8 protein-coding genes are annotated in these 14,273 nt (G+C 42.7%); 4 read left to right on the top strand and 4 right to left on the bottom strand.

Annotation, left to right across the window (positions count from 1 at the left end; translation table 11 throughout):
* Window positions 1–83 precede the first annotated feature (83 nt).
* Both AACU32_RS12385 and AACU32_RS12380 read right to left on the bottom strand, forming a co-directional pair.
* Window positions 84–1,292 carry a serine/threonine-protein kinase gene (locus AACU32_RS12385; protein WP_096599875.1) on the bottom strand — a complete coding sequence of 403 codons (1,209 nt, stop codon included), beginning with the start codon at window positions 1,290–1,292 and terminating at the stop codon, window positions 84–86.
* 511 nt (window positions 1,293–1,803) lie between these two features.
* A complete protein-coding gene (locus AACU32_RS12380; RefSeq protein ID WP_339377815.1) occupies window positions 1,804–1,935 on the bottom strand; it encodes a hypothetical protein in 132 nt (43 codons plus the stop codon).
* Between the two features lie 365 nt (window positions 1,936–2,300).
* On the opposite strand from AACU32_RS12380, the gene AACU32_RS12375 reads away from it, so the two are divergent.
* On the top strand, window positions 2,301–8,687 hold the full coding sequence (locus AACU32_RS12375) for a DUF4347 domain-containing protein (protein ID WP_096599873.1): 6,387 nt from the start codon (window positions 2,301–2,303) through the stop codon (window positions 8,685–8,687).
* A 52-nt stretch (window positions 8,688–8,739) separates the two neighbouring features.
* Here AACU32_RS12375 and AACU32_RS12370 read toward each other — a convergent pair whose 3' ends face one another.
* Together AACU32_RS12370 and AACU32_RS12365 are read right to left on the bottom strand one after the other, a co-directional pair.
* Window positions 8,740–9,498, bottom strand: a complete 759-nt coding sequence (locus tag AACU32_RS12370; protein WP_096599871.1) for a superoxide dismutase — start codon at window positions 9,496–9,498, stop codon at window positions 8,740–8,742.
* Between the two features lie 338 nt (window positions 9,499–9,836).
* Window positions 9,837–11,258, bottom strand: a complete 1,422-nt coding sequence (locus AACU32_RS12365) for an NADP-dependent isocitrate dehydrogenase (protein ID WP_096599869.1) — start codon at window positions 11,256–11,258, stop codon at window positions 9,837–9,839.
* Window positions 11,259–11,600: 342 nt separating this feature from the next.
* Here AACU32_RS12365 and AACU32_RS12360 point away from each other — a divergent pair, with 342 nt between their 5' ends.
* The 3 genes from AACU32_RS12360 (at window position 11,601) to AACU32_RS12350 (ending at window position 14,124) form a co-directional block, all read left to right on the top strand.
* Complete coding sequence (locus AACU32_RS12360; RefSeq protein ID WP_096599867.1) at window positions 11,601–12,314, top strand: GUN4 domain-containing protein; 714 nt, start codon at window positions 11,601–11,603, stop codon at window positions 12,312–12,314.
* Between the two features lie 93 nt (window positions 12,315–12,407).
* Entirely contained in the window at window positions 12,408–13,547 is a 1,140-nt protein-coding gene (locus AACU32_RS12355) for an ABC transporter ATP-binding protein (RefSeq protein ID WP_096599865.1), read from the top strand.
* Window positions 13,548–13,584: 37 nt separating this feature from the next.
* Entirely contained in the window at window positions 13,585–14,124 is a 540-nt protein-coding gene (locus tag AACU32_RS12350; protein ID WP_096599863.1) for a Uma2 family endonuclease, read from the top strand.
* Window positions 14,125–14,273 lie beyond the last annotated feature (149 nt).

The raw sequence follows: 14,273 nt of genomic DNA, 5'->3' as shown, positions 1-14,273 counted from the left end.
TTAAGCACGCAGGTAATTATTAGTTGATGTCTGGAAAATTTCATTTATTTTTTTATTGTTTAGCCATTTTAATCATCCTCTTACTAGTTTTTATTTAACCATTTTTGAGCTACTGGGTTATCCACATTAGTAGATAGGTGAGCCACAAAATTTTCTCTCCAAGAATGTCTGGGTGTGGGTTGCTTTGGCGGCGATACACTCGTGCGCAAAAATATATATATTAAACCTAATATGATGACGCTAGTAATAATACCCAGTCCCATTCCTAGGAGCAAAATAAACTTTTTATAAAGTTGTAAAGAGTTATCCTCAGCATTTTCAGATTGAGCAGAAAATTCTGCGTACTGTGACAACCTGAACTCAGGAATCAGTGCTTGTAAAGCTTCTGCTGCCGATTGGTAACGCTGGCTATGGCGTTCGTGAACCATTGTGTCTAAAACATCTGCTAGCCGATCGCTTACCTGTGCTTTGTCACGCCAGATTATTTCTCCTGTATCGGCATCTTCTTGTAATTCTTCAGGCTTTAAACCTGTTAAAGCTTGAATCCCAATCATGCCTACTGCATAAATATCGCTACTCAGTTTTGGCTTTCCCTTGGCTTGTTCTGTTGGCATATAGCCAGGAGTCCCAACTGCAATTGTTAAGGTGGCTCCTTGAATACCCAGTTTCTTAATACTTCCAAAGTCTATCAGGACAATTTTTTGATCGGAGTGCCGCCGCATGATATTGTGGGGCTTAATATCTCGGTGAATAATTTTGTGTTGGTGGACGAAGTCCAACACTTCCAAGATGTCCTTCAGTAAATGTATAACTGCTTCCTCGCTCAGAGGTTTTCCGGGGACAATTTCTTGCGTCAAGTCATAACCGTCAACGAATTCCTGTACTAAATAAAAATCCCCATCTTCATGAAAGTGAGCAAATAATGTCGGGATTTGGTTATGGTTTTTGCCTAGCTGATATAAACTTTCTGCTTCCCGTTCAAATAGGTTTTTGGCAATCGGGATCACAGCAGGATGAGGATGTTTAGGATAAAAATGTTTGACAACACAGTAGGGTTGTCCTGGTAAATCCAAATCAACAGCTAAGTAGGTATCGCCAGATCCTCCCCTGGCCAAGAGTTGGATAATCTTAAAGCGATTGCGGAGTATTTTTTTGATCAGAGGATACTGTTGCTTTTTCTTTGGCTCGCCTGACAATAAGTAATTAATATTACTAGATACTCTACTCTTCAACTGTGTCACAGTCTCGTAGCGATGCCGGAGTGTTTTGATGATGCGAGGATACTGACGCATGTGGCGTATCTTAACCAACTAAGTTGCTGACAAGTTAGAGTTTGATTGTGGAGTGTCATGGTTTGTCATCAAGGGTGGGGAAACCACTACAAATGTACATGTTGTATTCTTTTTTCAAATTGGTATTACTTGGTTCACTTATGTGATTTTCGCATGTATCTTAGTATGCGCAAATGCATAAATTAAAGTTAACAAAAAAAATTTATCAAAAAAATATATCTTTTTTGGTATTGTTATTAGTGCTTAAGTAGCTCTTTGAGCAGAGTAGAGTTGAGAGTTGTTAATTTCAACACCTTTTGATAAACACCATTTAATGCAATTTTAATCTTAAATTTAACATATGATCTAACTGACCCCTGGCTTGTAGCCCTTGGCTTGAGGAGTAAGACTCAAGCATGAAAACGGAGTTTGGTACATACAGCTAAATACTTCTCCACTTTTGGCGAAACATCTAAACTGCGTTGGTCGCGGGGATTTAAACAGGTTTATCAGTAAAAAATAATACTTGAATTCATACGGCAAACAGCTTGATAGTTGCAAAGTTTTGCAGATGAGAGACAATTGAGCGATCGCACCAAATTAACATCAAAATCTTGATTCCTCTACTGTCTTGAGTAATAGACTGGAGACTACTGATGTGCATCTTCAACTGGGTTTGTCGGTGTGAGCAGCATCAATCAAGGAATTGAGCAAAAAAGTACTGAGGTAAGTTGCTGGAATTAAAGTAATATTTGTAACTTTAATTCTGATTTCGCTTTATAGCTTTTTAATAAGATTTTCAGAAAATATATCGATGTAATTAATTCTTGTATTTAACAAAATAGGAAGGGGAGAATAATTGTCATTTTTTCTATTTCTTTAGTTAATTACGCGGATACAATCAGCTTTTTTTCAACATAATGGCTGTTTTTGAGATTTTTTACCATTTAAACAGCTAATCTCCTATATCTTATCCAAGAGATTTAATCACAATTAAATCTCTAAACTTTAGTAACCAATTCCAATAATATGAACATTCAGAATTCAGGTCTACTTTTCCTAGACTCATCTGTAAGTGGCTATGAAACATTACAGGGAAGTGTTGTATCCGGGTTTGAGGTGGTAGTTCTTGACTCAAATCAAGATGGGGTTGAACAAATTACTCAAAAACTTTTACAGCGCCCTAGAGTTGAAAGTGTCCACATTGTCTGTCATGGTTCTCCCGGTTGTCTTTACCTGGGTAATACTCAACTCAGTCTGGGCACTTTAGAACGCTATACCGAAGAGTTACAAACTTGGTTGTCTCCACATCTCATACTCTACGGCTGTAACGTTGCTGCTGGGGATGCGGGTGAGGAATTTTTGCAGAAGTTGCACCGATTGACAAAAGCAAATATTGCTGCTTCTACCACACCCACAGGTAATGCGGCGTTAGGCGGAGATTGGAATTTACAGGTTCAAGTCGGACAAGATTTTCCCACCTCCCATCCTATAGCTTTGGCTTTCCAAAAAGAAACCCTTGCCACCTATACAGGAGTACTTGCTCTTTCTGGTGAAATCGATACGAGTTTTGGGATTGGTGGTAAAGTCACTACCAAAGTTGGTAATGGTGGATCTGCCTATAGTGTTGCAATTCAGTCAGATGGCAAAATTTTGGCAGTGGGCTATGCTTACATGCTTAACGGTTCCTTAAATGCTCCTGACTTTGCTCTAGCACGCTACAACCCAAACGGCACTCTCGATAATAGCTTTGCCAATGGTGGTATCGTTACTACTCATGTAGGTACTGCCAGCGATTATGGTTATAGCGTTACTTTGCAATCAGATGGCAAGATTGTTGTTGCTGGATATACTTGGGACAGTACGCAATCTAACCAACCAGATTTTGCTTTAACACGCTACAACACAGACGGTAGCTTAGACAGTACTTTTGGTAATAGTGGAAAAGTTATTACCAACTTTGGTGCGGACTTTGGTCAGAAAGTCTTAGTTCAGCCAGATGGTAAGTTGATCCTCGCAGGATACATCGGCAATGGTAGTCGAGATTATGTTCTAGTACGCTATAACACTAATGGCAGTCTAGACAATAGTTTTGGTATTGGTGGCAAAGTCAACGGCACAAATGGCTATGCTGCGGCAATTCTCCCAGATGGCAAAATTGTTGTTGGTGGAACTGCGTCCAATGGCACTAATAATGATTTTGCTTTAGCACGCTATAACAGCAATGGCACTCTAGATACTAGCTTTGGCAACGCTGGTAGGGTTTTAACTCCTATAGGTACGTCTTTTGACTGGGTTAATAGCATTGCAGTTCAGTCCGACGGCAAAATTGTTGTTGCTGGATATGCTTGGAGTGTATGGAATGGCTCTAACCAAGAAGACTTTGCGATCGCCCGTTACAATACTGACGGTAGCCTAGATACTAGCTTTGGTAATGGGGGTAAGGTCATTGCGCCTGTAAGCTTAAGTAATAATGACCGTGCCAATAGTTTGACAATTCAATCCAATGGCAAAATCGTTGTAGCTGGTTATGTTAAAAACGAAACTTCTATTGCAACTGTTTTATTAGCCTATAACCCTAATGGAACATTGGATAGCAGCTTTGGTACAGGCGGTCAGGTTATTACTTCGATTCAGAGTAACTACGAAGGAGGTAATATAGTTGCGACGCAATCCGATGGCAATATTGTTGTTGTTGGTAATGAAAATGGGAACTTTGCAGTAGCACGCTACATCGGTGTGTCCAATACAATACCTTCTCCTGCGGTTTATCATTCACTAGCAACCAGCGACTTTAGCCAAGACTGGTCAAATACAAATTTAATTAATGTTGATGATAATTGGAGTAACGTACCCAGCATTAGGGGTTTTCGTGGGGATGGGCTGGTAAGTAGCGCTGGTACTAACCCACAAAATTTACTAGCTGATGGCTCTGCAACTCCTATTGATGTTAATGCTAATCAAACTAATCCCAGTACCTACACAAATAGTGGGATTACAGAGTTTGATTTCATTATGAATAACCCAACTATTGCCCTTAGAGGTTCATCCACTGCGACAGCACCGCATTTAGTGATTTATTTAGATGCTACTGGAAGGCAGAATCTGCAACTTAGCTTCACGTTACGTGATATAGATACCTCAACACGGGATGCTATTCAACCTGTTGCTGTACAATACCGCATTGGGAATACAGGGAATTTTATCAACCTCCCAGCAGCTTTTGTTCCGGATGCTTCTAATAACGCCTTGACTTCTTCTGTTGCTTATGACACACGGGAAGCACGCTTGAGCGTTTTGTTACCACTGGAAGTCACCAATAAGGCGGAAGTACAAATTCGCTTCATTACTACTGATGCTAATGGGGAAGATGAGTGGATTGGGGTTGATGATATCAAGGTTACGAGTCAAGCTATTAGCACCAACCAGACACCTGTAGTAACAAATGATACTTATAATGTATCGTTAAATACTTCACTGACAACTGCTGCTGCGACTACGGCACTCACTTTAGATAGCGATCGCGGTAATTATATCGGTCAGAGTGATTACTATAGCTATACTACCGCCACAGGTAATTTCAAAGCTGTCCGTGCTTACCCCACAAATTCCAGTAGCAATAATGCTGTCCAAATTAGCTACTCTGAGCCTGCAACTAGTGGGGGTCAATGGTGGGATCTTTTCTTCGCAGCTCCATTTAACGCTCCACTGACAGCAGGAACCACATATACAGGTGTAGCACGTTTCCCATCCCAACCTACTAATCAGCCTGGTTTAAGTGTCGGTGGTAATGGACGCGGCTATAACAACCTGACAGGCCAGTTTACAGTTAACCAAATCATCTACGGTTATGGCGAAGAAATTCTTAACTTTGATGCTACATTCCAAGAATACGGCGATGGCGATTCCGCTAACACCAGCTTTAAAGGTCGCATTCAATACCGTGCTACACCTAATAATCTAGCAGCTGGTGTATTAACTAATGACACAGATATTGATAAAACCGCACTGAAAGCAATCCTAGTATCTGGGCCAAAGAATGGTAGCCTGATTTTCAATGCTGATGGGTCTTTTACTTACACTCCTAACACAGGCTTTAAAGGTATTGATACGTTCAGCTATAAAGCTAATGATGCGATGTCTACGACGGGCTACGCCTACGCAGATTCTAATATTGCCACAGTCACTTTAAATGTTGGGAATGAAGGGCCTACAATTACTTTACCAAGCACAAATCCCAGTTACATTGAAAATGCTCCTGCTATCTTCATTGATCCGAATGCAACCGTCGTAGACTTTGATTCCCAAGACTTCGATACAGGTAAATTGACTGTTCGCTTGAGTAATGGCGCTACTGCTGATGACCGTCTGAGCATTCAAACTACCACGACAAATTTAATTCAAGTCAGCAACAACATCATTTATTATAATACTAGCTGGATAGGTAATTTTACTGGTGGTATCGGCACACAAGATTTAGCCATCTACCTCAACTATAAAGCTACACCGACTGCGGTTCAAGCTTTGCTACGCAGTATTACTTACGCCAATGTCTCGGAAAATCCCGCCACTACTCCCCGTACTGTCAGCTTTGTCCTGACGGATGGTGATGGCGGTACTAGTAGCACCGTCTTGAAGACGATAAACGTTACTGCTGTCAACGATGCTCCTGTTATCAGTTTGCCAGGAACTAACCCCACTTACACAGAAAATGCTCCTGCTATCTTCATTAGTCCTAGTGCAACTGTCACAGACTTTGATTCCCAAGACTTCGACACAGGTAAATTGACTGTTCGCTTGAGTAATGGCGGCACTGCTGATGACCGTCTGATTGTTCAAAGTAGCACCACAAATCAAATTCAAGTCAATGACACCAGCATTTTGTACAATACTAGCCTCATCGGTAGTTTCACTGGTGGTATCGGCACACAAGATTTAGTAATTAACCTGACCTCTAAAGCTACGTCTGCTGCGGTTCAAGCTTTGTTACGCAGTATTAGTTACGCTAATGTCTCAGAAAATCCCTCTACTACTCTCCGTACTGTCAGCTTTGTCCTGACGGATGGTGATGGCGGTACTAGTAGCACTGTCTTGAAGACGATAAACGTTACTGCTGTCAATGATGCTCCTTTTATCAGTTTGCCAGGAACTAACCCCACTTATACAGAAAATGCTCCTGCTATCTTGATTGATTCTGCTGCAACTGTCGCTGACTTTGATTCCCAAGACTTCGACACAGGTAAATTGACTGTTCGCTTGAGTAATGGCGGTACTGCTGATGACCGTCTGATTGTTCAAAGTAGCACCACAAATCAAATTGAAATCCTCAGCGACAATAGCATTTTGCACAATACTAGCCTCATTGGTAGTTTCACTGGTGGTATTGGCACTCAAGATTTAGTTATCAATCTTACCTCTAAAGCTACGTCTGCTGCGGTTCAAGCTTTGCTACGCAGTCTTACTTATACAAGTGTCTCCGAAAATCCTTCTACTACTCCCCGTACTGTCAGCTTTGTCCTGACTGATGGTGATGGCGGGACTAGTACCACTGTCTTCAAGACGATTAACGTTACTGCTGTCAACGATGCTCCTGTTATTAGCCCAAATCAAAGCTTTACCGTTAATGAAAATAGCAGTAATGGTACAGTGGTTGGCACTGTAGTTGCTACCGATATAGAAGGAACTACCTTATTCTCCAACTGGACAATCATTGATGGCAACCTTGACCTCGATCAAGATGGTACAACTGCTTTTAGCATCAACCCCACTTCGGGACAAATTACGGTTAGCGATCGCGATGACCTTGACTTTGAGAGCAAACCTAACTTTCAATTACAGGTGACTGTCAGTGATAGCACTAACACCAGTATCATCCAAACTGTGAGTGTTAATCTCAATGATGTTGCGGAAAAGACCATTGATGGTACGTCTTTAGCCGATAAACTCAATGGCGGTACAACTGATGATACTATTTACGGCTATGAAGGAAATGATACACTCAACGGTCAGAATGGAAGCGATCGCCTGATTGCTGGTGTTGGTAATGACATCCTTTCTGGTGGTGCGGGTGACGATATCCTTGATGGTGGTGATGGCACAGATGCTGTCAGTGAATCAGCTAATGTCAACTTTACTTTAACTGACACACAACTAATCGGTAATGGTAGTGATAGCTTGAGCAATATTGAACGAGTCACCCTGACTGGTGGTGTTGGTGACAATACTTTAGATGCTTCCGGCTTCACAATTGGCAGTGTCTATCTGTATGGCGGTGTTGGTAATGATACTCTCATTGGCGGTAGTAACATTGACTATCTCAACGGTCAGGATGGTAATGATAGTCTGATTGCTGGTGCTGGTAATGACACCCTTTATGGCGGTGCTGGTAACGATAGCCTTGATGGTAGTGCTGGTAATGACACACTTTACGGTCAGGATGGTAATGATAGTCTAATTGCTGGTGCTGGTAATGACATCCTTTATGGTGGTGCGGGTGACGATATTCTTGATGGTGGCGATGGCATTGATGCTCTCAGTGAATCAGCTGATGTCAACTTTACCTTAACGAACACTCAACTAGTCGGCTTAGGTAGTGATAGCTTGAGCAGTATTGAACGAGTCACCCTGACTGGTGGTGTTGGTGACAATACTTTAGATGCTTCCGGCTTCACGATGGGTAGCGTCTATCTTTATGGCAGTGTCGGTAATGATACTCTCATTGGCGGTAGTAACATTGACTATCTTTATGGTCAGGATGGTAATGATAGTCTAATTGCTGGCGCTGGTAATGACATCCTTTATGGCGGTTTGGGTGACGATATCCTTGATGGTGGCGATAACATTGATTCTCTCAGTGAATCAGCTAATGTCAACTTTACTTTAACGAACACTCAACTAATCGGCTTAGGTAATGATAGCTTGAGCAATATTGAACGAGTCACCCTAACTGGTGGTGTTGATGACAATACTTTAGATGCTTCCGGTTTCACGATGGGTAGCGTCTATCTGTATGGCGGTGTCGGTAATGATATCGTAATTGGTGGTAGTAACAATGACACACTCAACGGTCAGGATGGAAGCGATCGCCTGATTGGTAATGCTGGTAATGACTACCTTTATGGTGGTGCTGGTGATGACACCTTAATGGGCGGTGCGGGTAATGATCTACTTTATGGACAAACAGGTGCAGATATTGTTGTTCTCGTCTCAGGTAACGGCACTGATAGCGTCTCTGGTTTTGAGGATGGTATCGACAAACTTGGTTTATTCGGTGGTTTAACTTATGGCGCTCTAACTATTTCTGCCAGTGGCAATAATACTTCTATTCGGATTACTGCCACAAATGAAGCATTGGCTGTTTTGAGTGGTATCAATTACAGCTTGATTACAGAGAGCGATTTTATACCAGTTGTGTAAAATCTACTTCAGTTCGATGACCTTGGGTGAAGTGCCATCGAACTGAAGTTAATTAAGCCGACTTACTCACAACGGCATATCGCTTATTAATCTCATCCCAATTCACCACATTCCACCAAGCTTCTAAGTAATCAGCGCGGCGATTTTGATAGTTGAGATAATATGCATGTTCCCAAACATCATTACCCAAAATCGGATATAATCCTTGGCTTAAAGGCGTGTCTTGGTTAGCTGTTGTCGTCACTTCTAACTTGCCATTTCTATTGCGCACCAGCCAAACCCAACCACTACCAAATTGAGCCGCACCAGCTGCGTTAAACTGTTTTTTGAAATCAGCAAAATTACCAAAATTTTCTTTTATAGCAGTTGCGATCGCCCCTGTGGGTTCACCTCCACCTTGGGGCTTCATAATTTGCCAAAACATCGAATGGTTGACATGTCCGCCGCCATTATTGCGGACAATTTTGCGAATATCTTCGGGCACTTTGTCAAGTTTACGTAACAGTTCTTCAACACTTCTGCTTTTGAGTTCTGGATGTTTCTCTAAAGCTGCATTGAGATTTTTCACATAAGTTGCATGATGCTTATCGTGATGAAACTGCATCGTTTTAGCATCAATGTGTGGTTCCAGTGCTTCATAGGCATAAGGTAAAGGTGGTAATTGAATCGCCCCTTTAGTGGTATCTGGTTTTGGTTCGGGACTTGTTGGGTTTCCAGTTGGGGATTGCTCTGCTGAAGCACAACCTTCTAAAGCCAAAGTACCCGTACCTGCGACAAGTAAAAACAAAAAATGGCGTCGATTAATAGTCATAAAAATTTTTGCAGCCAATGAATTATCTAGATAGCTTTTATTTTCTTAGATTCAGGCTGCAAAAAACTCGGGATTTGTCAGTTGTTAGTTGTCAGTTGTCAGAGAGAACAGGGCATGGGGCATGGGGCATGGGGCATTGTCTCCCTTCCCTAGGGCGTGTCTTCAAAGTATCGAATGCAACTACATAAGGCTGACAACGGGACAATGGGACGCGGCGACGCGGTGAAAATTTGTTCAAAAAGCTCTCCGCGTCACCGCGTCTCCCCCTCTCCCCCTCCTCCCCTTATTCAAGAAATGAGTTTGAAAACACGCCCTAGCCCCTAGCCCCTAGCCCCTAATTACCCAAAATGCTGAATAATAGCGTCGGCAAATTCCGAACATTTTAAGGGTTCTACTGGTGGTTCTAGCAAGCGTGCTAAATCGTAGGTGACTTGACCGTTGGCGATCGCATCTCCTAAACCTTTCTTAATCAGGTCTGCGGCTTCTTGCCAGCCCATAAACTCTAGCATCATCACACCAGACAAGATTACCGAACCGGGATTAATCCGATCTAAGCCGGCGTGTTTGGGTGCTGTTCCGTGGGTAGCTTCAAAGATGGCGCAGGCATCGCCTATATTCGCCCCTGGCCCCATTCCTAAGCCGCCAACAATGGCAGCAGCCGCATCGGATAGGTAATCGCCATTTAAATTCATCGTCGCCAGAATCGAATACTCATCAGGTCTGGTTTGGATTTGTTGAAAAATACTATCAGCAATCCGGTCATTGACCATGATTTTATCTTTCCACTTGCCGTTGCCGTGGCTATCCCAAATTGTGTTAAGAACTGTTTCTACTTCCTTGACAATTTGCGCTTTTTTCTCTGGAGTTAAGCCATCAAATCCAGGATCAACTTGACGGGCGTTGTCTTCTAAGGAAATATTGGGGTTTTTCTCCTTGTTGCTCAAAATCCAAGATTCCCGTTCTGTGACTGTTTCTTGGCGGAATTCGCTAGTAGCCAATTCATAGCCCCAATCGCGGAAAGCGCCTTCGGTGTACTTCATGATGTTGCCCTTATGCACCAAAGTCACTTGTTGCTTATGTTTGGGCAATGTCAGGGCATGTTTGATAGCACGCCGTACCAAGCGCTGGGAACCCTTTTTACTGATGGGTTTGATGCCGATGCCAGAATCTAGGGGAATTTGCTTTTTCCCGTGTTCTGGGGTGGCGGGTATAAGATCCTCATTGAGAATTTTAATTAAGCGATCGCCAATTTCGCTGCCTTGTCGCCACTCAATCCCCAAATAAATATCTTCTGTGTTTTCCCGATAAACAATCACATCAAGCTTTTCGGGGTTTTTGTGGGGTGAGGGTGTACCTGCATAGTAGCGGCAAGGACGCACGCAAGCATATAAGTCAAAAATTTGTCTTAGTGCCACATTTAAAGAACGAATGCCACCACCCACAGGAGTTGTTAACGGGCCTTTGATAGCAACACCATATTCTTCAATTGCCGTTAGTGTATCTTGAGGTAAATACTGGTATGTACCGTATAAATCGCAGGCTTCATCCCCAGCATAAACCTTCAACCAACTAATTTGCCGCTTACCGTTATATGCTTTTGCTACCGCAGCATCAAGTACTTTTTGGGCAGCAGGCCAGATGTCGATACCCGTTCCATCGCCCCGAATAAAGGGGATAATGGGGTTATCCGGTACAACCGGTTCACCATTCTTGAAGGTAATTTTTGCTCCAGTTGTAGGGGGTTTTATCTTGTCGTACATAACTCACACACTCCTGATTGATAGGCTATTGGTATCGGGTATTGGGCATGGGGCATGGGGCATGAGGCATGGGGCATGGGGCATGGGGCATGGGGCATTGCTCAAAGTACTTCTCCCTTGTCCTCCTTGTCCTCCCTGTCCTCCCTGTCCCTAGTCCTGGTTCCCCTAGTCCCGTGAAGCGCAGATTTTCCCCTGATCGGACTTAAGGTATGGGATGAAGTGAAATGATCGCTATTTTGTACGATCAAAAATAGTAAACTACATTTCGCTATCAGTGTTTCGCCTTTGGTAAAACCTCATAGCGATCGCTTTTTCACGCACCCGCTAAAACGAGTAATTGGCATGACAGACCCAATGATTGTATCAGGCCCTGCTAATGACATCGACTCCCTTCGACAAACGTTAATCGCTGGGTCTCTTCAAGTCCAACAACAAATTATCTCAAAGTTAGCTGACTTGGGTAATGAGGGATTGGATGTATTAATGGAATTCTTACGGAAACGTTCGGACACCCCGGCAACTTGGATTGATGGCAAAGCCTACCAAGTACTCTACAATTCTGATGCACCATTAGCCAAACAATTTCTGCTTTCCTCTTTTCCTGAGGGCATTGTACCTCTAAAATCAGAGTGCGGGATTAATTACCATCCCTTGCAACAGCTATTGGCTGTCCAAGACTTCCAAGCAGCAGATCGCCTCACCATCGAAAAAATGTGTGAAGTAGCAGGCCCCACGGCATTACAAAGAAAATGGTTGTATTTTACTGATGTGGACAATTTTCCCGCTGTTGACTTGCAAACCATTAATCATCTTTGGTTAGTCCACTCAGAAGGTAAGTTTGGCTTTTCAGTACAGCGAGATCTTTGGTTAGGTTTGGGAAAAAATTGGGATAATTTCTGGGCGAAAATTGGTTGGAAAAATGGTAATAACTGGACACGGTATCCGAATGAATTTATTTGGGATTTGAGCGCCCCTAAAGGGCATTTACCTCTGTCTAATCAACTCCGGGGAGTGCGAGTCATTGCTTCTTTATTTGCTCATCCTGCTTGGAAGTAGTCATGAGTTAATAGTCATGAGTCCTTAGTTATCAAGGACAAATGACAAATGACAACTGACAAATGACAACTGACAACTGACAAAATTCAGATAATGGCAAATGTTCGTCTAGAAGACATTAAACGTAGATTTAACAACGTGACGGCTATTGAGGATATTTCTTTGGAAATTCCCGATGGTGAATTTTGGGTTTTGGTAGGGCCTTCAGGTTGTGGGAAATCTACGATTTTACGAACGATCGCCGGTTTAGAAACAGCCACATCAGGTAAACTCTTTATTGGCGATCGCTTAATGAATAATATCCCAGCTAGAGCGCGGGATGTGGCGATGGTGTTCCAAAATTATGCTCTCTATCCGCATATGACAGTGGCACAAAACATTGCTTTTGGCTTGCAGATGCGGAAAGTTGACTCTAATCTGATTCAAGAACGGGTGATGAATGTAGCGCGATCGCTTTCCCTAGAACACCTGCTAGATCGCAAACCCAAACAACTTTCCGGGGGACAGCAACAACGGGTAGCCTTAGGAAGAGCGATCGCTCGTCAGCCACAAGTATTCTTACTAGATGAACCTTTGTCTAATTTAGATGCCCAGTTACGAGATGATACTAGGGCAGAGTTAAAACAACTGCATCAAAATTTGGAAATTACAACCATATATGTAACCCACGATCAAGTTGAAGCCATGACCTTGGCAGATAAAATTGTGGTGTTAAATCGCGGCAGAATTCAACAAATTGGTGACCCTCAAAGTATATATGCCCTTCCTGCGAATCAAATGGTGGCATCTTTTTTAGGCAATCCCCCGATGAATATTCTGCCTGCAATTTATCAATATTCAGGTTTTGATATTAGTGGGCAGTTATTAGAAATTCCTACCGCTTTACAGGCAAGTTTACAACTGCATCAGGGACAAAGTGTAGATTTGGGAATTAGACCAGAGCATATTTATATTAACGAACCACAGCAGCCCGAAAGTCAGGATGGAAAGGTTGTAAATTCAGCACAGTTGATGGTGGAAGTAAAGGTAGTAGAACCTTTAGGAAGGGAAACTTTAATTCGCGTGAGTTTACCGGATTCATCAGCATTATTGAATGTGCAGCTTGGTGGTGGTGTCCGTTTGCGTCCAGGCGATCGCCTTGTTTTGCAATTAGATTTAAATCAGTTGTTTGTCTTTGACGCTAATAGTGGCGATCGCATCTGGCCTCAGAACTCCCTCACCCCTAGTCCCTAGAAATGCCAAGATAAATTCAGCTGTTTCCGGAGGCCTTATGTCTCTTACTGTCAAAGACCTGGAGAAAATGCAGGCAAATTATCCTGACTATCGCATGGAATTAGTCGATGGAAATATAGTGATCATGAGTCCATCAGGTTATGAGTCTGAAGAAGTCGGAACTGAGTTTTCCCGACTTTTGGGTAATTGGGTAAGACCACGTCAACTAGGACGTGTAGCAGGTTCCAGCGCTGGCTTTAAATTACCCAACACAGATTTACGCGCACCGGATGTATCTTTTGTACGTGCAGACAGACTGAAACGTTCTACAGAAGACTACGCAGAATTAGTTCCAGACTTAGTAGTTGAGGTTAAATCTAAGACTGATTCCCTCGACAAACTCCGCCAAAAAATTCAGGAATTTATCAGCCTGGGTACGCAAATTGGAATTTTAATTGACCCCAAAACCAGAACTCTGGAAGTTTACCGTTCTGGCGAAAAAATCATCTTGCGAGATGGCGATGTGTTAACTCTCCCTGATTTACTTCCTGGTTGGGAAGTAGTTGTTGCTGAGATTTGGTCACCAGTATTTGAGTAATTTACCTGGAATTAACAACCTAGTGCATTGTCTCATTAATTTTGCGGTGCTGCGAGATCCCCGACTTCTTCAAGAAGTCGGGGATCTCGCAGCACCGCGACTCATCAGAGTGCGACTTCATCAAATCTTTATATAAAAATATAAAAGCT

Source organism: Calothrix sp. NIES-2100 (assembly GCF_963875285.1).
Taxonomy (GTDB): domain Bacteria; phylum Cyanobacteriota; class Cyanobacteriia; order Cyanobacteriales; family Nostocaceae; genus Aulosira.
This window is presented reverse-complemented; position numbering and strand designations above follow the sequence as displayed.